Here is a 25741-nt window from a genome sequence, read left to right as displayed (position 1 = left end):
GAAATGATCAAAAACGGCGAGCTTTCTCCAGAGGAGGCCGCCAAGCTGTTTCAACAACAAAAGCAACAGACTAGACAACCAGATAAGCAACAACAGCGAAAAAGTCTAACCGACACGCTGTTTTTCCATACGGCATGGCAAGAAGCACCGCTCACCGCGCAGGCGGGGGCGGCTTCTCTGTCCGGCCATGTACTGCTTTTGGCCAACGATCCCAAATGGCAGGCTGTGGATGAATCGATCATCCTCGTTACCCCAGGTGAGAGCTTCGCCGACATGGGGCAAAAGCGCTTCACGATCAACCCGGCTAAGCGCGAGGATTATTCCCGTCTGATCCGTACACTATACGATCAACAGCTGGTACCGCAAAGCGTGGTGCATATGTGGTCGGAGCAGGCGTTTGACACGCAGGTGGAGGCGGTGCAGACCCAGCTGACCCACGGTTTTTCCTCGATGATCCTGCTCACTCAGGCGCTGATGGAACAGAAGCCGAAGCACAAAACCCGTCTGCTCTACGTCTACACCCGCACAACCGCGAAGGTGGAGCCTCTGTATGCGGCAGTGAGCGGTTTTCTGAAGACGCTCGGCATGGAAAATCCGAATTTTCTCACTAAAATGATCGAGCTGGACAGCGCGACACTGGCGGGCAACACGGTATCCCGCTTCCGCAAAGTGCTGGCGGGCGAATTGGCAGGAGATGTTGCGACAGAGGCAGTGGTGCGGTATGAGGAAGGCACCCGTTCTGTGCGGGTTGTGCAAGAGTATGTGTCTGGGGCTGAGGCTGAGGTGTCCAAGGGGAACAGCCTGTCGCTTAAAAAGCACGGTGTCTACCTCATCACAGGCGGTGCAGGTGGTCTTGGTCTGATTTTTGCAACACATCTTGCCCGGAAGGCCCAAGCCCGTCTCGTACTCGTAGGCCGCTCCGCACTCCAAGCCGATCAGCAAGCCAAGCTGAACGAGCTGGAACAGGCGGGAGCCGAGGTTCTCTACCTGCAAGCCGACATGACCAGCCGTACCGATGTGGAGTCCGTGATCGCTCAGACGAAAGCGCGTTTCACAGAATTGAACGGAATCATCCACAGCGCCGGAGTCATCCGCGATGCTTTTATCCTGCAAAAGACGCAGGAGGAGGTCACAACCGTCCTCGCGCCAAAAGTCTTCGGCACGCTTCATCTCGACGAAGCGACCAAGAACGAAGCACTTGACTTTTTCGTCCTGTTCTCGTCCACGACCGCTGTGATGGGCAACATCGGGCAGAGCGACTATGCATTCGCCAACCGGTTCATGGACGAGTATGCGGCGTATCGTGAGCAGCTCGGACGCCCTGGTGTCAGCCTTGCGCTCAACTGGCCGTACTGGCAGGAAGGCGGCATGCGTGTGACCGACGAGGCGGTGGAAGCGATTGAGAGCAAATTCGGCGTGACCGCGCTACCCACGGAGAACGGGATTCATGCGTTTGAGACGGGTCTCGTATCTGGACTTGCGCACATGATGACCTTTCAAGGGGATGCGGGGAGAATTCGGCAGATGTTTGCCGGAGAAAGTGAGGAGAAGAAGCAGGCGGGACTTGCAACGCGGACGGAAGCGGGCAGAACTGCATCGAAGCGGGGGGCAGACCGTGACGGTGATGCAACAGGTAAACATACCGTGAAGGCTGAACCGACAGCTGCAACAGGCAAAAAGTCCGAACTCGCTAAACCACCAGCGTCAGCGGGTAAAAGCGCCGGACTTGCTCAACCGACACCAGCCGATCATAGCACCGAACCAGCCGCCACCGAGCTTTTCACCGACGCCACAGCTCTCAAAGCCGAGACCGAGCTTTTCCTAAAAAACGTCCTCGCCCAAGAGATCAAGCTGCCGATCAACAAGATCGATGTAAGCGAACCGCTTGAAAAATACGGCATCGACTCCGTCATGGTCGTCAACCTCAACCGTGAGCTGGAGCGTCACTTCGGCGAGCTGTCCAAGACACTTTTGTTCGAGTATCAGAATCTGTCCGATCTGGCGGATTATTTCATCGACTTCCACATCGACAAGCTGCGTGACAAGCTTCAGCCAAAAGCATCAGGCGGGACAGGGGGGGCAAGTGGAAAAGCGGCCGGTCAGAACAAGACCGGGGCAGGAAAGAACAGTGTCGCCCAGACGTACAGCGCTGTACCAACGAACAACACCGAGTTAACCGAGTCCAGAGCGCCCCACTCCAAGTCAGCAAGCAACCCCGGAGCGGGCCAACGATCCATGGCAAGCAACCCATCCATGGCGGGCAAAGGTGCCACAGGCAATCGAGCCACAGGCAACCGTTTTGGCACAGCATCTACCCGCACCACAAGCGATAACCATAACCACTCCACCCGCAACACAGCCAACACCAGCACCAAGAACAACCGCAACACCCAATCGACAGCCGACACGACCGCACTCGAACCTATTCATACCTACAACGATTACGGCCACGACGACATCGCCATCATCGGGATGAGCGGCCGATTCCCAATGGCACGCACCATTGACGAGTTCTGGGAAAATCTCAAGGCGGGCAAGGACTGCATCAGCGAAATTCCAAGTGACCGCTGGGATGCCAACCGCGACTACGACCCGGACAAGACCAAAAAAGGCAAAGTCTACAGCAAATGGGGCGGCTTCATCGACGATGTGGATAAGTTTGACCCGCTGTTTTTTAATATTTCTCCGCGTGAAGCAGAGACGATGGACCCGCAAGAGCGGCTGTTCCTCGAAACCGTCTGGCACACGCTCGAAGACGCAGGCTACACCAAGTCCCAGCTGGATCGGGCAGCCGTGGGCGTCTTCGTCGGCGTGATGTACGGACAATACCAGCTCTACGGTGCAGAAGAGTCGATGAAGGGCAACCTGCTCGCACTCAGCTCCTCCTACGCATCGGTGGCGAACCGTGTTTCTTACTTTTTCAACTTCCATGGGCCAAGCATCGCGATTGATACGATGTGCTCATCCTCACTCACAGCCATCCATCTCGCATGTGAAAGCCTGCGCCGTGGTGAGAGCGAGGTAGCTATCGCGGGCGGTGTCAACGTGTCGATCCACCCGAATAAATACGTGCTGCTCTCCCAAGGCAAGTTCGCCTCCACAGACGGCCGTTGCCGCAGCTTCGGCGAAGGGGGCGACGGATACGTACCAGGCGAGGGCGTCGGCGCAGTCCTGCTCAAGCCATTAGAAAAAGCCATCGCAGATGGTGACAACATCTACGCAGTCGTCAAGGGAACCTCTGTCAACCACGGCGGCAAAACCAACGGCTACACCGTCCCCAATCCAGTCCTGCAAGCCAGCCTGATCTCTGACGCGCTTCGCCGCTCCGGTGTCAATCCGCGCACGATCAGCTATATCGAGGCGCACGGCACAGGCACATCGCTTGGTGATCCAATCGAGATGACCGGACTGATCAAGTCGTTTGGCGAGTATACCCGTGATAAGCAATTCTGCTCGATCGGTTCTGCCAAGTCTAATATCGGCCACCTCGAGTCAGCAGCAGGTGTAGCTGGTGTGATCAAGGTTCTGCTTCAGATGAAATACAGGCAGCTCGTCCCATCGATCCACTCGGACACGCTGAATCCCAACATCAATTTTGACCAGTCGCCCTTTTACGTACAAAAGAAATTGACCGAGTGGAATCAGCCTGTCGTTACCGTCGACGGCGAGGAACAGCTTGTGCCGCTGCGTGCCGGGATCAGTTCATTCGGTGCAGGCGGATCGAATGCTCATGTGATTCTCGAAGCGTATGAGCAGCTGAATGCGATGGTGGTTGAAGCGCAGACAGGAGCAGATGCCGATGATGCGTCAGCACCACAGCTGATCGTATTGTCCGCCAAAAATGAAGAACGCCTGAAAGAATATGCATCCAAACTGGCAGGCTTTTTGAAAAAGTCGGTGGGCAAAGGTCTGGGATCAGCGCAGAGTGACGAGTCGGCAGGAGAATTAGGTCAAAAGAATCCGTCCAATGCAACAACACGGAACGGATCAACCGAACAGCAACCTCTATCCTCCAGCGAACCTGCGATAAATGACGAACAGCTCTCTGTTCTATTCAAAGTCGATCTGCAAACCACCGCGGCCCACCTATTAAACATCCACACAGCCGACCTTGACCCAACCGTGGATCTCGGAGACTACGGCTTCGACGGCATCACGCTTGCCAAACTGGCAGAACGGTTGAATGAAACCTATGGGCTGGAGCTTACCGCTGCACTTTTTGCTGACTATGGCAGCATCGAGGCGATAACGGGATATCTCTCAACAGAAGCAAAAGATCGTCTGCTGGCCCACTATAGCAACCCAGTGTCTGCTATTGCGGAAGCATCCGTAGATAGTGGAGTATCAGCAACGATAGAAGGATCAGCTGACAGCGAAGCCTCAGTCTATGAAGCCTCTGTCAACGACACATCAGGAACCGTAGCCAACAGCACAACATCTGCCATCAACCAACCACCATCCCTTGCGGACATCGCGTACACGCTCCAGACCAGCCGCGAACCGATGGAGGAGCGCCTCGCGTTAGTGGTGTCGAGCATGGAGGAGCTGATCGCAGGTCTGGAAGCATACGTTACAGACTCATCCTACCACTCTGCTTCCAGCGCGAACTCCGGCATATACGCCCACACCATCATCCGTGGCAACACCGAACAGGGCGGCACCACATCCGCTGTGCTCAGCCAAGAAGAGGAAGACGTCGAGTACCTGCACGCCCTCATCCGCAACGGCAATCTGGAAAAAGTCGCCCGTTTCTGGGTGGTCGGCTCCACGATCGACTGGGGTCTGCTCCACAGCGACCAGATGAGAAAGCATGTAGCTTTACCGGGCTATCCTTTTGCCCGCGAACGCTACTGGGTTCCACAAGCGACAGGCGACTTGAAGTCAAGCTTAACCGACGGCGCATCAACCAACGGACAATTCCCAGCTCTGCATCCGCTCGTCGACCTCAACCAATCGACACTGGCAAGCCAAGTGTTCAAGAAAACCCTGCATTCCCACGAATACGTGATCCAAGACCACATCGTCAACGGTCAAGCGATCCTGCCGGGAGCCGCCTATCTCGAAATGGTCCGCGCTGCCGCAGAATTGGCGGGTCTTTCGCGTCACCTGATCATCCAAGACGTGTTCTGGATGCGTCCGGTAGTGGTAGACGGAATGACCAAGGACGTCTACATCGAGCTTTCGCCAGACACCAGCTTCGTCACATACGAGGTCTACAGCATCGAATCCGAGCAAAAAATCACGCATTCCACGGGACGTATTTTGTACCAAGCAGCAGAACTGGCTGACCCGTCCTACCGTGTGGATGTGGCTGAGATCAAGCAACGCTTCAGTGATCGGCGCGACAAGCAGGAAGTCTATCAGATTCTGACCCAGATGGGCTTTGGCTACGGAACGACCTTCCAAGTGACACAGGAGATGTTCGGCGGCACGGTCGATGGACTGGTACGACTCCAATTGGCGGAGCAGTCCCGTGCTGATTTTGCCAAATACGTCCTGCATCCGTCACTCTTGGACGGCGCGCTCCGCTCTGTCGGGGGCATCGGACTGGCGGCGGCAGGGGAGAATCAAGTGTTGCGGATTCCATTTGCGGTCGGGCAGGTGGAAATCTATCAGCCGATGACAGCTGAGTGCTATGCCTACGCGATACGCTCCACTCATCCAGAGATGCAAGACGGCGACACGGAAAAATACGATATCGTCATCTTCAACGAAGCGGGCGAAGTGCTGGTACGGATCAACGATTTCTCCGCACGACCGCTCCAGCGCAAAGAACAGGATCTGCTCTATTTCCGTCCAGTCTGGCAACAGGCAGACGCAGAATCGTTGGAACCGAGTCTCGTGTCTGTGGAAGCAGGCGGAGACGCTAAGTCGACCGTGCTTGTATTTGATGAGGAAACGACGGTTGCTGAGTCTGTTGCGTCTATCTATCAAAGCTATAAAAGTGACGCATCCACCACAGCCAAGCAGGTGATCCGCGTCAGCCGCGACACCACATTCCGCGAGCTTGGGGACAATCACTTTGCGATTAATCCGGCCAATCCGCAAGACTACGAGACGCTTTTGACCCATCTGCATGGAACAGGCATCATCCCGACTCAGATCGTCCACCTGTGGAGCCTGCGTCAAAACGGCGGTTCCCTGACAACCACGACCGATTTTGGCAAACTCCATGCCAAGCTGGATGAAAGCCTGGAGAACGGACTCTATTCCATCATGTATCTGTTCCAGGCCGTAACCTCACTGCAATCCGAGACCAAAACCAAGTGCCTGTTCGTCTATCCGGGCACAGAGGCCGATCCGATGCCACAGTATGAGGCGCTCGCAGGCTTTGCGAAATCGATTGCACCGGTGAACTACCGTTTTGAACTCGTGACGGTGCAGATCGAGACAGGAGGAGAGGGTGAAGACGGGCACATCTCCATGCAGGCGCAGCTGCCAACGATTCTTTTCCATGAGTTGAACGCACGCGGTAATAGCAATGGGACGGAGATCCGCTATGCTCGCGGTGACAGAAATGCATTGGTCGAGACCCGGACGGCAGTCCGCTATGTGCGCGTGATTGAACCAATCAGTTTGCCAGCAGGCTCAACGCCGACAGCCTCCCACCCGACTAGTCTTCCACTCCGCACCAATGGCGTCTACCTGATCACAGGTGGCATCGGTGGACTTGGGATGATTTTTGCCCGCTATCTGGCAGAAAACTATCAAGCACGGCTTGTCCTCACAGGCCGCTCCGCACTCAACGCAGACAGACAGGCCAAAATCGACGAACTGAAGCAGCTCGGAGCAGAGGTCGTCTACTCCCAAGCAGACGTATCGAGCGCAAGCGACGTGCAAGCACTGATCACTACTATTAAAAATCAGTTCGGCACAATCCACGGCATCATCCACAGCGCCGGCGTGACCAACGATGTGCCAGTGACTCAGCAGGATCGCGCGGCTTTTGCCAAGGTGCTGTCGTCCAAAATCCAAGGCTCGCTCAACCTCGACCTGGCAACACGCGACGAGCAGCTGGGCTTCTTCGTACTGTTCTCCTCTATCGCGGCGCTGATGGGCGATTTCGGGGGCTGCAGCTATGCGACAGCCAACAGCTTCCTTGACAGCTTTGCCGCGATGCGCGAACAGCAACAGGCAAAAGGACTTCGCTACGGCCGTACGCTGGCGATCAACTGGCCGTTGTGGGCAGGCGGGGGGATGGATCTGCCGGAGCAGGATGAGTCGGCAAAGCTTTATTTTGAATATTCCGGCATGAGAGCCTTGACTCCTGAGCTGGGTCTGCAGGCGTTCACCGAGACGCTGGCGAGCGGACTTACCCAAGTGGTGGTCGCAAGCGGGAATCAGCAGAAGATCAACCGTGTGTTAAAAACGGTCGTGCCAGCGGCAGGATCGGCTGGCAATGTTTCTGCTGCGTTCGGCGATTCTGCGGTGCAAGCGGCAACGGTATCAGGCGCATCTGCTCAGGCAGGATTACCCCAATCACATGGCACACATACATCGGTGCAAGCACAAGCAGTTGGCACACCAATGGCTCAACCGACTGGCTTAGCGACATCAACACTTGCCATTCCAGCGACAACAGGACAGTCAGCAACTCCGGCCACATCGACAGAGGCAAGCTTCGAAGACCGTCTCTCCCAAGCGACCGAAGCCTATCTGAAAGACCTGCTGTCCGAGACTATCGGCCTGCCAGCGAGCCGCATCGATGCCAAGACCAATTTTGACCGCTACGGGATCGACTCGGTCATGATCATGGAGCTGAACAACCGTCTCGAAAAAGAGTTCCAGAACCTGCCGAAGACGCTTTTCTTCGAATACAGCAACATCGCAGACCTCGGGAAATATCTGGTGAAAAACCAAGCGGCACGTCTGAAGGAGATGCTGAACGTGCCAGCGGAAGTGGAGCAGGCTGGGGGAGTGGTCGCTGAGAACGTCACGAACGCTGGCATTCAGCAGACGAGTGGATCATCCGTTGCACAGGCAGGCTTGAGACCGTCCCAAGCAATAGCCGGGATTACACCGATTACGGCTCCGCAGACAACGTCGCCTGTTGCACCCGCATCGACTGCAATCCCATCCCGTTTTGCACCGAAGCAACCTACCGCCACAACAGCAACCCAAGCGGCACCTGCATCCACCCAGCCAACCGCCGAATACGACGACATCGCCATCATCGGTGTCAGCGGCATGTACCCGCAGGCGCGCAATCTGGAGGAATACTGGAACAATCTCAAAAACGGCCGCGACTGCATCAGCGAAATCCCGCGTGAACGCTGGAACCACGACCCATTTTTTGATCCGGAAAAAGGGCAGCTGGGCAAGACCTACACCAAATGGGGCGGCTTCCTCAACGATGTGGACAAATTCGATCCGCTGTTCTTCCACATCTCACCGCTCGAAGCCGAGCTGATGGACCCGCAGGAGCGCCTGTTCATCCAGACGGTCTGGCACACCATCGAGGACGCGGGCTACACGCGCCAAAGCCTGTCCAATGCAAAAGCAGGCGTCTACGTCGGCGTGATGTACGGACAATACCAGCTGTACGCCGCCGAGCAATACCGCAGTGGCAATGGCTTCCTGCCGCTCTCAGCTTTTTCATCTATAGCGAACCGTGTATCGTACCTGTTTAATTTTACAGGCCCAAGCCTTGCCCTTGACACCGCCTGCTCCTCCTCGATGACCGCCATCCACCTCGCGTGTGAGAGCCTACGCCGAGGGGAGATCGATGTCGCCATCGCCGGGGGCGTCAACCTGACGATTCACCCGCTGAAGTACTTGCAGCTCTCGATCGCCAACTTTTTCTCCAGCGACGGCAAATGCCGCAGCTTCGGAGACGGCGGAGACGGCTATGTGCCGGGCGAAGGTGTCGGGGCTGTCCTGCTCAAGCCGCTGAAAAAGGCAGTGGCGGACGGCGACCGCATCTATGGCGTGATCAAAGCAAGCTCGATCAACCATGGAGGCCGAACCAACGGCTACTCGGTGCCAAGCCCGAACGCCCAAGGCGAGCTGGTCACAGAAACCCTGCAAAAAGCCAACATCGACCCACGCACGATTAGTTACTTCGAGGCGCAGGCGACAGGTACACCGCTCGGAGATTCGATTGAGATCGCGGGTCTTGGCAAAGCATTCGGTCAATTCACCCAGGATAAACAGTACTGCGCGATCGGCACGGCCAAGTCGATGATCGGTCATCTCGAATCCGCATCGGGAATCGCGGGGCTGACCAAGGTGCTGCTCCAGATGAAGCACAAGCAGATTGCACCGTCCCTGCATTCCGAGGTATTGAACCCGAACATTGATTTTGCCAACAGCCCGTTTGTCGTGCAGCAGACCCTGACTGACTGGAACCAGCCGGTGATCAACGGTGTCACCTATCCGCGCCGCGCCGGGATCAGCTCATACGGAGCAGGCGGGGCCAATGCACACCTGATCGTGGAGGAGTACATCCCGCCAGTGACCGCGGACAACGCAGCAGTCACGCAGACGGACGCGCTAACAAGCACTCCGCAGATCATTCTGCTGTCTGCCCGTGATGAAGACAGGCTCCAGGCCTATGCACAAGAGATGGCGGCCTTCCTCAACAGCCCGGAAGCGGACGCACTCCACCTCGCTGACATCGCCTACACGCTCCAAGTGGGCCGCGAAGCGATGGAAGAACGTCTGGCGCTCCTCGTCACCAGCGTAGCAGAGCTTCGTACCAAGCTGGCTGACTTCGCCCAAGGCGGCACGAACATCCATAACCTCTACGGCGGCAACATCGAGACCAACCGCGAAAAGGCAGAGCTACTGGTTGGCGGCACAGCTGGTGAGGAGTTCATCCGGCACACCGTAGCAGCCCGCGACTACACCAAGCTGGCACAGCTGTGGGTACTGGGTGTCGAGATCGATTGGGCGCTGCTGTATCCAACAACCCGACCAGGCAAAATCGCACTTCCGGTCTATCCGTTCGCCAAACTGCGCTACTGGGTGCCAGAAGTGGACGTAACTAGTTATTATGGTAACCATCCGACGCAGACCGTTCTGCACACCGCCCGTAACCAAGCTGCCGCGACGATTCAGCAGACAGCGAGCGCCACAGCTGTCACTAGTCATCCGGCGGAGCAACTCAGTCCGCAGGAACGCATCCAGCTCACCCTGCAAGACATCCTGTGCAGCCTGCTCAAGCTGCCTGCCGGTACGATCAAGGTCAATGACAACCTGAGAAAGTACGGCTTTGATTCGCTTACGGGCATGCGGATGATCAATACGATCCACGATATGTTTGACGTGAAAATATCTGCCAAAGAGCTGTTCACCTTCAACAACATTCAAGACGTGGCGAAGTATCTGGTGAAAGAGGGAGCGCAGCTGGAAGAGGCCGCGGCGACAACGGCAACTGCCACAGCAGCCGACACCACACCAACCGCCAAAACCTTCCCGCTCACCGAAGGCCAGCGCGCCGTCTGGGTCGTCCACCAGCTCAAACCAGACAACAGCGCCTACAACCTGCCGTTTGCTGTCTGGATCTCCAACGAGCTCAACATCGAAGCACTTCAACAAGCCCTGCGCTACATGCAACAGCGCCACGAAGGCCTGCGCACAACCGTCCAGCTAGACGGCGAACGGCCTGTGCAGACCGTGCATGCTGAGCAGCCGCTTTCTTTTGTGACACGGACTGCCACCGAAGCGACCATCGACGCACTGGCAGAGGACGAGGCGAGACAGCCATTTGATCTGGAAAAGGGGCCGTTGATGCGCGCCACACTCTACACGCTGGCTCGTGACCGTCATCTGTTCCTGATGAACTTCCATCATCTGGTCTTCGACGGGGTCTCCCTGCCGATCTTCATCCGCGAGCTGGAGCAGGTCTATCTCGCGCTGATTCACAACCGTACACCACAGCTGCCAGAGCTGACAGTCAGCTACCAGGACTATGTCGCATGGCAACAACGGATGCTCCAAGGCAAAGAAGGCCAACGCCAGCGCACCTACTGGCACAAGCAGCTGAGCGGGGAACTGCCGCTTTTGGAACTGCCATCTAAACCATTCTCGGGAGCACCAACCTACCGTGGAGCAGGCTACATCACCGAGGTGGACGCGGAGCTGACCCGTGCGCTCCATGAACTGGCACTGTCCGCTAATGTCCCGATGTTCTCCGTGATGCTTGCCGCGTACAACATTTTGCTGTCCCGGTACGGTCAGCAGGATGACATCCTCGTCGGCACACCGATGATGGCCCGCCCGCGCGCAGAATACGAAGGAGTCCTCGGCTATTTTGCCAATGTGACCGTGATCCGCAGCAATCTGGCAGACGGCCCGGCATTCCTCGAGTTTGCCAAGACTGTCAATGACACTGTACTCGACGCGCTCGATCACAGTGACTATCCGCTGTTCACTCTGATGCAAGAATTGGAAAAGGGCAGTGACGGACTGTTCCAGGCCTCGTTCCACTTCCAGAACTGGGTCAAAGAATCGCTCCGCGAACAAGCCCAATCCGGCGCATGGAACATCGAGGTCTACCCGCATGTCCACCAGTCCGGCGAGTTTAACTTTACGCTCGAAGTTGGCGAAACAGCTGAGACGATGACGCTTTATTTTAAATACAATCCAGACCTGTTCGAAGCGGCGATCATCGAGCGCATGGCTGCCCACTACCTTGAAATCCTCAAAAACGTGGTCAAAAATCCAGCGCAACCGGTCACCAAAGTCCCGATGCTGACCGAATCTGAGCAACACAAGCTGTTCGTCGAGTGGAACGACACGACCACTGATTATCCGAACGACAAGTGCATCCATGAGCTGATCGAGGAGCAAGCTGCCCTCTATCCAGATAAAATTGCCACCGTCTGCATGGATGACACCATCACCTACCGCGAGCTGAGTCTCCAATCGACGAGACTGGGTCATTATCTGCAACAGCAGGGGATTAAACCGGGTGTGTTTGTCGGAATTTTCCTCGAGCGCTCGATCGACTGCTTCGTCGCCATGCTCGGCGTATCCAAAGCAGGGGGCACCTACGTACCGCTCGACCCGACGTATCCGTCTGACCGTCTGGCGTACATGCTCGAAGACACCAAAGCACCGATCCTGATCACCCACTCGTCCATCGAGGATAAAGTGCCGACCCGCGACCTGCAAATCCTGCGACTGGACGTAGAATGGCAGGCATTCGTCGAAGCCAACCAGCGCGAGCACGGGATGGACTATGTGCCACACGTGCCGAATCTGGCTACCTCGGAGGATCTGATCTATGTGATTTACACCTCCGGCTCTACAGGCAAGCCAAAAGGCGTCCAAATCCGGCACAAATCACTGGTCAACCTGCTTTGCTCGATGCAGAAGTCACCGGGCTTTACCCACGAGGACTACATGCTGTCGATCGCATCGTACTCTTTTGACATGTCCGTGCCGGAAATCTATCTGGCGCTGGTGAGCGGCGGAACGAACGAAATCCTGCCGACCCATATCAGCAAAGACGGTCTCAAGCTCAAAGCCCATCTGGAACAGTCCAAAGCCACCGTCATCCCGGCAACCCCGGCGATGTGGCAGATGCTGTTGACCGCAGAGTGGGGGGCGACACATCCGTTCCGCATTTTCACAGGCGGGGAAGCGCTGAGCCGCGACTTGGCGGACAGACTGCACCCGCATTGCACCGAGATGTGGAACCAGTTCGGCCCGACTGAAACGACGGTCTGGTCGACCATGAGCCTTGTTCAGGCGGGTGAGAAGATCAATATCGGACGCCCGATCGCCAACACGACCATCTATGTGCTGGACCGACATATGAATCCCGTGCCGATCGGTGTGCCAGGCGAGCTCTACATCGGAGGAGACGGCGTGGCCCGCGGCTATCTCAACCGCGAAGAGGATAATCAGAAGAAGTTTATCGACAACCCGTTTGATCCTGACGGCGGCAAAATCTACCGCACCGGCGACCTGATCCGCTACCTGCCCGACGGCAATCTCGACTACGTCAACCGCGCAGACAATCTGGTCAAAATCCGCGGCTACCGCATCGAGCTGGGCGAGATCGAGACCGCCCTGCAAAAAATCAAAGGCGTCAAAGAAGCCGTTGCTGTCGTCCGCGAAGACAATCCCGGCGCCAAACAGCTGGTTGCCTACGTCGTGCTGGAGCCAGACGCTGCGATCAACGGCAAGTCCCACCTGCGCGATCTGCTCAAAGAATGGCTGCCACAGCATATGATGCCGTCCCTTTTTGTCGTACTGCACAGCTTCCCGCTCACGCCGAGCCGGAAGATCGACCGCAAGCTTTTGACGAATGAAAAGATGGCGGAGATCAATGGTACGTATGGGGATAAGGATTTTGCAGGGAAAGATGGTGGGAAAAAGGCGGGGAAAGCGGGGGTGAGCGGTTCGCAAGCGGGTTCTGTGCCGAGCGTCGAGTCAGTACAAACAATTGCTGTTGCGCCAACACCAGCGGTCGAGTCAGCACAAACGATTGCTGTCGCACCAACGCCAGTCGTCGAACCAGCACTTACTTTTGCAGCTGCGCCAACCCCAGCAACTCTGACCGACACCGAACTCCGCGACTTCCTCACGACCGCCGTCGAAGCCGACATCATCGCGGTCATCGCGGAGCTGATCGCCATGGAGGCGGAGGACATCGAGACGGACATCCACATCGGCGAGTACGGTTTTGATTCCGTCAGCTTCGTCAACCTGAGCGTCAAGCTGAAAAATACCATCCAAGCCGTGGTAAGTCCGGCGCAGTTCTACGAGTACTCCACGATAGAGATGCTGACCCGCTACCTCGTGGATGACCACCGCGAACAGCTCATAGCGCATTATGCCGCTAAGATCAGCGAGTTGGAACTGGCAAAAGCAAATGCAGAGGCGGCTGTCGCACCGACAATGGTGAGCAACACGAATGTTACCACCGTCCAATCAGCGGACAGCAACACAAACCTTACCACCACCCAACCAACGACCAGCACCAACGCCACCACCTACCACCCACACGCAGGCAACCGTGAACCGATCGCCATCATCGGCATGGCAGGCAAAATGCCGCAGTCCGAAGACCTCGATGCCTACTGGAACAACATCCTCGCAGGCAAAGACATGGTGACCGAAATCCCGCGCGACCGTTGGGATTGGCGGCAATTCGACGGGGATGCGACACATGAGGAGAACAAGTCCAGCTCACGTTGGGGCGGGTTCCTCGACGACGTAGACAAGTTCGACTCCCAGTTCTTCAGCATCTCGCGCCGCGAAGCCGAGCTGATGGACCCGCAGCAGCGTCTTTTCCTCGAAACCACCTGGAAGACGATTGAAGACGCTGGCTACAAGCCATCTGACTATTCCGGCAGCAAAATGGGCGTCTTCGTCGGAGTCACAGGCTTTGACTACATGGACGTCCTGCGTGAAAGCGGCCAAAGTGTCGAAGGCTACACCGTCTCAGGCGTAGCCCGTACCGTGATCGCAAACCGCGTCTCGTACCTGCTCAACCTGACAGGCCCAAGCGAATGCATCGACACCGCTTGCTCCAGTTCGCTTATCGCCATCCACCGCGCTGTGCTCGCCATCCAAAACGGCGACTGCGATACCGCGATTGCCGGAGGGGTCAACCTGCTGTTAAGCCCGCTGCCATACATCGCACTCAGCCAGAACGGCATGATGAGCCGCACAGGACGATGCAGAGCCTTTGACGAAGCGGGCGACGGCTATGTCCGTGGCGAAGGCGTAGGGGCGATCCTGCTCAAACCATTGAGCAAGGCCCAAGCGGACGGTGACCACATCTACGCCGTCATCCGCAGCACCGCCGAAAACCACGGTGGACGCTCCAACTCGCTGTCCGCACCGAACGCCAACGCCCAAGCCGAGCTGATCGTCAAGGCGCTGGAGGACGGCCAAGTCGATCCGGCCACCGTCACCTATATCGAGACCCACGGCACAGGCACCAGCCTCGGTGACCCGATTGAGATCAACGGCCTGAAAAAAGCCTTCGGCGAGCTGTTCCAGCGCCAAGGCCGTCCGGCACCGACCAACGCCTACTGCGGTCTCGCTTCCGTCAAGACCAACATCGGTCACCTCGAAGGCGCCGCAGGTATCGCCGGGGTGCTCAAGGTCCTGTTGGCGATGAAACACAAGCAGCTTCCAGCGAACATTCACTTCAACACCATCAACCCATATATTCAACTGGAGAATACACCGTTCTACGTAGTGCAAAATACCACATCGTGGAACCACCTCCGTGACCAGCAAGGCCAGCTTATCCCGCTCCGTGCAGGTGTCAGCTCCTTTGGCTTCGGCGGTGCCAATGCCCACGTGCTCTTGGAGGAATATATCCAGCCAAAAGGTACTGATCGTCGTCAGGCAGGCTCGCATGATAGTGTAAACCGCACGCAAGTCGTGCCACTTTCCGCGAAAAACGAGGGCCGACTCAAAGCCTACGCCACCGACCTCGCCCATCATCTGGCGAAAACATACGGCTTTGGGGGAGCAGATCACAAGGAAACGGCTAATCGTCAAGCCATGGTGAATGCCATCAGCGAACCAGCCAACACCGATCTAGCCAACACCGATCTAGCCGCCCACATGTCCACCATGACCCTTGAAAACATCGCCTACACGCTCCAGACCGGCCGCGAAGCACTCGACCTGCGTGTCGCTTTTATCGTCAACAGTGAGCGTGACCTGTACGACAAGCTCCAAAGCTATGTGAATGGTAATCAAGGACAAGACCGCTACGAAGGCAACACACGCGGACTCAAAGCCAAAGACATCCCGGTTTTCGGCCATTTCACCACGGAAGAAGCCGACCTGCACCGCGCTGCACAAGCATGGAGCCAAGGTGCGGTGATCGATTGGAGCCTGCTCTACACCGACGGCTTCCCACAACGCATCTCGCTGCCAACCTACCCATTTGCCAAAACACGTTACTGGGCGGCAGAAGACGCTGGCACCGTATTCAACAACTACGGGATGAATCAGACGAAAGCTTCCTCCGACGCGAAGGCTCAAGCAGGATTGCAACCACAGGCACATGGAGTAGACGCGACAGCAGCTACACATGGCGCAGCACTGGTACACGAAGCATTCCCGACAGCAGCTACACACGGCCAGCGACCATACCTGCACCCACTCGTCGGTGAGAACGTGTCAAATCTCCGCGAGCTTGCATTTTCTACCAGCCTCAGCGGTCACGAGTATTTCCTCCAAGATTATCTCCAAGACACGCAACCCGCGCTGCCAGCCATGATCTACCTCGAAATGGCCCGCGCCGCCGGGCAGATCGCCGGAGGACAAGCAATCACCCACATGGAGAATTTCATCTGGGCCAAACCAATCCCATTTGCGGACACCAGCAAAACCGTCGGCATCAGCCTGTTGCCAGTCGGTGATGAGCAAGTGGAGGAGATCGATGTCGAGATTTACACCGACAAGTCCGGACAGCGTTATGTCCTGTGCCAAGGGACGATGAGCCTGCACCAAACAGCGTCTGAAATGCAGACACAATCCGCTGCCGCTTTTGGCACCGTCGCTACCCGCATCGACCTCGACGCGATCCGCAACAGCGCCGCACAGATGATGGACGGAGACGCTTGCTACCGAATGCTGGCAGCCCAAGGCTTCATTTACGGCCCGAGCTTTAGTGCCATCCGCCAAATTTGGAGCAGCCACAACAATCAGAACCATCAGAATACCAGCCACTCCCGCACTCACGCAGATATCCTGACCCGACTGGAGCTGCCGTCCACCCTGACCGCAGACTCCGCAGCATATACCTTGCATCCGGTGCTCCTTGATGGTGTACTTCAGACCACCATCATCCACCTGGCGCAGTCGCACCAACATACCGACGTCCTGTACACCCCGTATTCTCTGGATTCGTTGACAATCAAAAAGCCGCTCCCATCCAATTGTTACGCCCATGTCAGCGAAACCGACGGGGAGGAGGGCTTATATACATTCCACGTCAACATTACGGATGAGACGGGCGAAGTACTGGCGATTCTGACCAACTTCACGGTCAAAGCCACCACCCACACGCTCAAAGCCTTGCGCGAGATGAACGACGACGAGCTGCTCACGTTCCTCAAACGCGTAGAAAGCGGGGAAGCTGACCTGCACGAAGTTGAAAACTAACGGAGGAGAGTTATGGACAAGAAGCGTTTAAGCGAAAAAGACATTATCGAGCTGATCAAACGACGCGAGCTTACATCTGAAGAGGGGTTTCGCTTAATCAAGGAACTTCAAGCCGAGAAGCACGAGACTCAGTCCATCTTTTACCGCATGATCTGGCAAGCGGGCCGGGCAGATACCATGTCTGCCCCCCGTGCCTTATCCGGCAACATCCTCGTTTTCACCGACAGCGACGAGCTGACACGCTCACTCAGCCGCCAACTGGGAGATTCCTCCCGGTTGGTTGCTGTTCGCGCGGGTGAAACGTTTGAAAGCCGCCCAGACGGCACATACCTGATCAATCCAGCCGAGCCTGAGCACTACCGCCGATTGCTTACGGAATTATCCCATCAATCCTTTATTTTGCATCAGATCATTCATAACTGGTCACCTACGACTTATGCCACAAACAAGGCTGACATCAACCAACACCTGGAGCGTGGGCTGTACTCCCTCTTTTTCCTCAGCCAAGCCTTATGGGAGCAAAAGACAAAAACGCCAATCCAACTGCTCTATCTGTTTACTACAGGTGAAACCAACCAACTCCCGCTGTGCTCAGCTGTGAGCGGTTTTGCCAAAACCATTCGTCAGGAAAATCCTTCTTTTACATATAAAACAGTCGAGATCAACCTTGCCGGGCGGGATCAGGCTTTTGCCGTGAACCGCATGTCAGAGTTCATCCGACATGAATTGACCACACAAGACGATGCCGTCGAAGTCCGGTATGACAGCGACGGACAACGCTTAATCAAGACGCTCCAAGAGGTGGAGAGCCAAGCTGACTCAGTCGAGTCCATTTCACTCCCACTGAAAACCGATGGCGTCTACCTGATCACAGGCGGTGCTGGCGGACTTGGACTGATTTTTGCCCGCCATCTCTCAAGCAAAGGCAACGTCAAGCTCATACTGACGGGCCGCTCCGCTCTCAGCGCGGAAAAACAGGACGAACTCAAAAAGCTGGAACACCAAGGAGCAGAGGTGCTCTACATCCAAGCCGACATCTCCAAGCAGGAAGACGTGCAGCAGCTGATCTCTCAAGCCAAAGCCCGTTTCGGCTCCATCCACGGCATCCTGCACGCAGCAGGCGTCGTCCGCGACCGTCTCATCCCGCGCAAAACAACAGAGGAGATCGCCGACGTCCTCGCACCGAAAGTCTACGGAACCATCTGGCTTGACCAAGCTACAGCAGATGAGCCGCTCGATTTTGTCGTCTATTTTGCCAGCGGAGCATCTGTCTCAGGCAACGTGGGACAGAGCGACTACGCTTACGCCAACACGTTCCTTGACCATTACGCCGCCATGCGTGCCAGCAGGTCACAGCACGGAAAAACCGTCTCGATCAACTGGTCGTTGTGGAAGGAAGGCGGTATGCAAGCAGGCGAAGACGGCTTGGCATTTACCGCGCAGATGGGTCTGCACCCGATGCCGTCTGAGGCAGGCTTGCAAGCATGGGAGACCGCTATTGCGTCCGATCTCGCGCAGATGATCGTTCTGTATGGCGAAGTGGAGAAGATCAGATCGTTTTTGGCCGCGCAGGTAAAAGAAGCGAATAGTCTAGAGAGCGGGGATTCACAGAAAACCAGCGCGTCCGAGACTCAAACCAGCCAATCCGTATCTCAAATTAGTGAATCCTTACCTGCCACTGCGATATCATCTTCAGCCGAGGCACAAGCTCAAGCATCATCTGCGACCACGGCTGTGGACACCCAGCTTTTATCCGAAAAAACCGAGCAATTCCTCAAAGAAATCTTCGCCGAGCTGCTCAAGCAATCCACCTCCGAGCTGGAAAACGACATCCGCTTCGAGGAATACGGTGTCGACTCGATCACCATCAACCAATTCAACGCCCGCATGGAAAAGAAAGTGGCGAAGCTGCCGAAAACGCTCCTGTTTGAGTACCAGACCATCGGTGAGCTGACGGAGTACTTGGTGAAGATGCATCAGGGAAAATTGGTGGAGCTGTTTGGACTGAGTGAAAAGGCGGAGGAGGAAGTGAACGCCAACGCCAACACAAAAGGCACGGCACAAGCAAAATCTGAGCCAAAGGCGAAGCTGTCAGACTCCAACACCGCACTTCAGGCGAATACAGAAACGGTAGAAAAAACAGAGTCTTCAACCAATACCGAACGGAAGCCCGCAGACGACTCATGGGAGCTTCCATCCATTCGCGACCGCCGCAAGACCAAAAAACAAGGCCGTTCACAAACAGTACCAACGGCGCAATCAGCGCAATCAACTCAGCAAATCCAATCAACACAACAAACCGCATCAGCTGCATCAACATCCTCACCCGGCACCATCCAAGCACCATCTACCACACCAGCCATCACCTACCGCAACGAAGACATCGCCATCATCGGCATCAGCGGCAAATACCCGCAGGCCAACACGCTCGACGAGTTCTGGGACAACCTCAAAAACGGCAAAGATAGCGTCACTGAAATCCCCAAAGACCGCTGGGACGCCGACGACTACTTCAATCCCGATCCGGATGAAGCCTCCAAAAACGGCCAGATGTACGCCAAGTGGGGAGGCTTCCTCGACGATGTGGACAAGTTTGACCCATTGTTTTTCAATATTTCCCCACGCGAAGCAGAGCTGATGGACCCGCAGGAGCGCCTGTTCCTGGAGATGGCCTGGACCGCTCTCGAAGATGCCGGATACACCCGCAAGCATCTCAATGACTGGGTGAAAAAGCACAAAAGCCCAGGTGTCGGCGTGTTCTCGGCTGTCACCTCCTACACCTATGCACTGCTTGGGCTGGAGCAGTTTGAGAGCGGCAACGGCAACGCAGCACTCCCGCACTCATCACCGTGGAGCATCGCCAACCGTGTGTCGTACTTTTTCAACTTCCAAGGCCCGAGCTATCCAGTAGATACCGCCTGCTCATCCGGGCTGAGCGCGATCCATCTTGCGTGCGAAAGCCTCAAGCGCGGTGAGTGCAGTGTCGCTATCGCGGGAGGCGTCAATCTCTACCTGCACCCGTATAAATACCTCGGCATGTGCCAGATGAAAATGCTGTCGCCAACAGGCAAATGCCACAGCTTCGGGAACGACGGCGACGGTTTTGTACCGGGTGAGGGGATCGGCGTATTCATCCTCAAGCCACTGTCCCAAGCGATTGCGGACGGCGACCATATCCACGGTGTGATCAAAGGCACCTCGCTTAACCACGACGGCGCGACCAACGGCTTCACCGTACCCAACCCGAATGCCCAAGCTAGCCTCATCTCCGACACCCTGCGAAAAGCAGGCATTGATCCGCGAACGGTCAGCTATATCGAGGCACACGGCACAGGAACCGCGCTCGGCGACCCGATTGAAGTGACGGGTTTGACCAAAGCGTTTGGCGAATACACCAGCGACTTGCAGTTCTGCTCGATCGGCTCTGCCAAATCCAATATCGGACATCTCGAATCAGCCGCCGGAATCGCCGGAATCACCAAGGTTCTGCTCCAGATGAAGCACAAAACACTGGTGCCAAGCCTGCACGCCGAGACGGTTAACCCCAACATTGATTTTTCCGAGACGCCATTTTACCTCCAGCGCCATCTCGCTGAGTGGAAGCAGCCGGTGATCAGCGACAACGGCGAGCAAGTCACATATCCACGCCGCGCTGGGATCAGCTCATTTGGTGCAGGGGGGACCAATGCTCATGTGATCGTGGAGGAGTATATCCCGGTACCATCTGAGGAAATTGGTCAATCTCACCCAGCTCAGTCAGCTAGCTCAGTTCACTCTGCGAACCAACTCAGCCAATCCAAGCGTCCTGGGTACAACGAATCAGAGATCATCCTCTTATCCGCCAAAAACCAAGAGCGTCTCAAAGCCTACGCCCAAAACCTCGTCGCCTATCTGGACAAAGCATCCGGCCCGGCCAAAGTGCTGTCTGTCGACGAAAACGGCCTAACCACCGAGATCGCGCAAGACCTGCGCCGCATTGCAGCCCGCCTGCTGACAATCGACGAATCAGACATCACGATTCACGATGATCTGTCCAGTTTTGACTTGAAGCCAGTGGAGTGGAGCCGTTTTGCGACAAGCATTAATGCACAGTATGAGGTGGAGATTGAGCCATCTGTTTTGATGGAGTACCGAAGCCTTGAGTCTTTAGCATCATTTTTTACGAAATATTATCAAGAAAAAGTTACCAAAATATATACAAAACATGTAACATATATAGAAACGGGTGAAACAGAGCTGGTTTTGTCAAATCTGGCGTTCACCCTGCAGATCGGCCGCGAACCGATGGACGAGCGTTTAGCCCTCATCACCGCAAGCGTAGCCGAACTGAAACAAAAACTAACCGAATTCATCCAAGGAAAAACCTCCATCGCCCAGCTCTACCGAGGCAACGTCAAGTCCAACAAAGCTGTAACCGGACTGCTCACCGACGGCAAGGAAGGCAAGGAGTTCCTGCAGGCGATCATCAACGAACGAAAACTGAATAAGCTCGCACAGCTGTGGGTCGCTGGAGTGGAGATCGACTGGACAGAGTTAAGCCGCCAAACACAAGTGAAGCGGATGCCGCTGCCGACTTATCCGTTTGCCCGTGAACGCTACTGGCTGCCTGACGCACCGAAAAAAGCAAAAGGCACAAGCCGCAAAGCTGCCCCTACCCCTTCTAACCGCACCGAGATGTACCTGCTGGAAAAAGCATGGAAGCCAGCCGCACCTGCCCGCACCACCCAAGCATCCTCCATCAAGGGCGCGGTGATCATCCTCGCCAACGATGAGACCAAGGCGATTGCCGAAGCGCTTTTTGCCAACCATGAAAATGTCATGACGATCCTCGTGGAGAACAGTCCGACCCGTGGCAAGCGTGGAGCGAATGGCTACCATATGGATTTTGCCCAGCCGGATCATGGGACACAAGTGGCTGCAGAGATCATGCAAGCCGCCGCATTCATCACCGGACTGATCGATCTGACCGACCTGCACCGTGAGCCGGTGGACAAGCCAGCGGACAACCTCGGCAAACTCACGCTGCTCCAAGGTGTCATCCAAGAGTCCAAGTACGAGCCGTTCACCATCCTCCACCTGACAAGCGGGTTGATCCCGTTTGACGCTGTGAATCAGCCGTTCTACACCGTACCCCAGACTTCAGACACCGTGCGCCCGACACTGGCCGGAGCCAATTTTGCCGGACTGATCCGGATGCTTGGCGCCGAATACCGCAAAATCAAGGCGCTCACCATCGACACCGACGCAGGCTGGCAGGATACCAACACGCTCCGTGATCTGCTGACGATCGAATGGAGCCAGCAGGAGCAGGAGACAGAGGTCTGCTACCGTCAAGGTGTCCGCTATCTGCCATACATGAGACCGATTCAGGCAGAGCCGAATGCGTACAGTCGCGACCCATTCCGCAGTATCACTCCAGAGCAAGTCGTCATCATCACAGGTGGCACGCGCGGTATCGGTTCGGAGACGGCGAAGCATCTCGCGGCCAAAGGCGTCCGCAAGCTCGTGCTCATGGGCCGTCAAGACATCCCACCACGTGAACAGTGGGCGAACTTCTTACAGCATCCGGCACAAAATCAGGAAGCAGTCAACCGAATCCGTCTGCTGCAAGCGCTCGAACAGCAAGGCGTCCAGGTAAAAGTCTACGCAGGCTCTCTGACCAACCGGGAGACACTCAGCCGTTTCTTCGACGACGTGCGCAACAGCATGGGCCCAATCGCAGGTGTCATCCACTGCGCAGGCTTAGTCTCCTACGAGAACCCCGCCTTCATCAAAAAGCAGCCAGCCGATATCACCGCGATCTGTGAGCCGAAGATTCCGGCACTGCATACGTTGCATGAATTGCTGAAGCAAGATGATTTAGAATTTTTTGTACTCTTTTCTTCTATCTCAGCGGTCTATCCGTCTATGGCATCGGCACTCAGCGATTATGCGCTCGCCAATGCGTACATGGATTATTTTGCCGCTTATCAGGCACGTCTGGGCAACACCCGCTACACCGCTGTCAACTGGCCAAGCTGGGGCGAAATCGGCATGGGCGAAGTCAAAAGCCCAATCTACCTGCAGCTCGGTCTGACCGCACACACGACCAAAGACGGTCTGACGATGCTCGAACGCGCCATCCAGCTGAAAAGTCATGCAGTGGTCGCGCCAAGTGTAGCTGTAGCGGATCAGTTCAATCCGGCTGTACTGCTGTATCAGCGTCAGGCACAGGTGAGTGCGGGGGCAGGGGGACAAGCGACGCCGTATGCGAAAGGACAAGGCACATCGTCCGTGCAGTCTCATACCGCACAAGCAATGTCCAGAGAGGGTTCCTCCACCGCCCACCCAACCAATCGCACCACTGGCGCCGTCGACACGCTGTACCAGCTTCGTACGATTTTCTCTACCGAGCTGAAAATCCCGATGGAACAACTCGCAGCCGATGTGCCATTCGGTGATTTCGGCGTCGAATCGATTATGCTGGCAGAGCTGGTCAAGAAGATCGAAGCATGGGTGAAACAAAAGCTGGACCCATCCATACTGCTGGAGAATCCGACTCTGGAATCATTAACTGAATATTTAAACGAAAATGTGCTCGAACATGCGAGCGAGCCAGTCGGACACGCGTATTTCGCTCAGGAGCCGCTGTCAGATGGGGAATCGCCGAAAGTGGCGGTTGATACCGTGGTTGAACTCCGATCGATTTTCTCGGCAGAATTGAAAATCCCAGTTGCCCAGCTGGAAGCCGACGTACCGTTCGGTGATTACGGCGTCGAATCGATCATGCTGGCGGAACTGGTCAAGAAGATAGAAGCGTGGGTGAATAAGAAGCTCGATCCATCTGTGCTGTTGGAGAATCCGACACTACAGTCGCTTGCGGATTATTTGAATGAGTATGTGATTGATGAGCATGTGACCGCGAGCGGGTATGCATCTGAAGCAGCTGCCACCGCGTACACGAGTCAGACTGTACGATCCGCACATGTTGGCGGTCATATGACAGGGGGGGCGGTCGCATCAACTTATCAAGCAGCGACTCTGGAACCAACTCAGGCCTCTGCACCAGCCCAATCTTTTGCTCCAACCCCAGCCACCAACAAAATCGCCGTCATCGGGATGGCCTGCAACTTCCCAGGAGGGGCCACCGACCCGCATACCTACTGGCAGAACCTCATCGCAGGCAAAAGCGGCATCGTCGAAATCCCGAAATCTCGCTGGGATATCGACGAGCTGTTCTCCGCCGAGCATCAGACAGGCAAGAGCTACAGCAAGTGGGGCGGGTTTATTGATGATATCGAGCTGTTTGACCCGGCTTACTTCCAATTCAGCGCGGACGAGGCTCCTTATATCGATCCGCTGATGCGCCAGTTCCTCGAAGTGAGCGCACAGACCCTGCGCGATGCAGGCTACGAGAAAAAAGAGCTGTCCGGCAAAAAAGTAGGCGTCTTCGTCGGCTCCCGTGCCGGTTCCTTTGCACCAAAAGTGGAGCAGGTCACCCGCAACAGCATCATCGGGATCGGACAGAATTTCATCGCCGCCCACGTTGCCCATTTCTTCAACTTCAAAGGTCCGAACATGGTGGTCGACACCGCCTGCTCGTCCTCCTTGGTCAGCCTGCATCTTGCCTGCCAAGCCCTGATGATGGGCGATTGCGACACCGCACTGGCAGGGGGAGTCGATATCCTGCTTGATGAGACCAGCTACATCGTCCTGAGCGAAAGCAAGGCACTGTCGCCGGATGGACAATGCCATACGTTTGATGTGAAAGCGAATGGGTTTGTACCGGGTGAAGGCTGTGGGGCGGTACTGTTGAAACCGCTGGATCAGGCACTTGCTGACGGAGACCGGATTTATGCCGTCATCGATGCCACCGCGGTCAACAACGACGGCCACACGATGGGAATCACCACGCCGAATCCGGAAGCACAGTACGACGTGATCAAGCAGGCACTGACCCGTGGCAAAATCAATCCAGAGACGGTCAGCTATATCGAGGCGCACGGCACAGGCACGATGATCGGTGACCCAATCGAGCTGAAGGCACTGACCAAGGTATTCCGTGAATCCACTGATCAGACCCAGTTCTGCGCGGTCGGCAGTGTCAAAACCAACATCGGCCATCTCGCCAGTGCCGCCGGGATCGCCAGTATCATCAAGGTGGTGCTGTCCATCCACAACGGCATGATTCCGCCGACACTCAACTGCGACAGCCCGAATCCGCGCTTCAAATTCGACAACTCGCCGTTCTATGTCAACACCGAGCTGCGCGAGTGGAGTGTACCGGGTGTCCGTCGTGCGGGGATCAGTTCGTTTGGCTTTGGTGGTACCAACGCGCATGTCATCATCGCCGGAGTCGATCCGCAGCTGCTCGCAGGCTACCAACCGCGCCGTCAGCCCCTGCCTCCGGTCGAGTTTAACCGTAAGTATTACTGGCCGCAGCCGAAGATGCCGAATGGAACGGCAGTGAGCAAGGTACAGCCGGTCGTGACACCTGTACCGGAGGCGGTCAGGAGTGCAGTGTCAAGCAATCAGGCGGCAGCTGTCGAGCAAGTAACAACCATCACCCAAGAAGCGGCTGTTACCGAACCGACGACCAGCACCGAACCTGTCGGCGGCACCATCCTCGCCCTCAAAATCAACCCGAATTCCACTTTTACTCTAGACTAATCAG

Annotated in this window: 1 protein-coding gene and 1 pseudogene; both read left to right on the top strand. The window is 56.1% G+C overall.

The window, feature by feature from the left end; genetic code table 11:
* Positions 1-240 precede the first annotated feature (240 nt).
* Positions 241-16977, top strand: a pseudogene (locus FGI41_RS01890) (amino acid adenylation domain-containing protein); the annotation flags it as partial.
* A 123-nt stretch (positions 16978-17100) separates the two neighbouring features.
* Positions 17101-25737 carry an SDR family NAD(P)-dependent oxidoreductase gene (locus FGI41_RS25615; RefSeq protein WP_304364761.1) on the top strand — a complete coding sequence of 2879 codons (8637 nt, stop codon included), beginning with the start codon at positions 17101-17103 and terminating at the stop codon, positions 25735-25737.
* Positions 25738-25741 lie beyond the last annotated feature (4 nt).

It is taken from the genome of Brevibacillus dissolubilis (genome assembly GCF_006170445.1).
Lineage (GTDB): Bacteria > Bacillota > Bacilli > Brevibacillales > Brevibacillaceae > Brevibacillus_B > Brevibacillus_B dissolubilis.
Note: the sequence above shows the minus strand (reverse complement) of the source record. Positions and strands in the feature narration are given on the sequence as shown.

Coding starts and splice junctions, on each gene's coding strand:
- FGI41_RS25615 (WP_304364761.1), top strand. CDS start 17,101: ATGGACAAGAAGCGTTTAAGCGAAAAAGACATTATCGAGCTGATCAAA.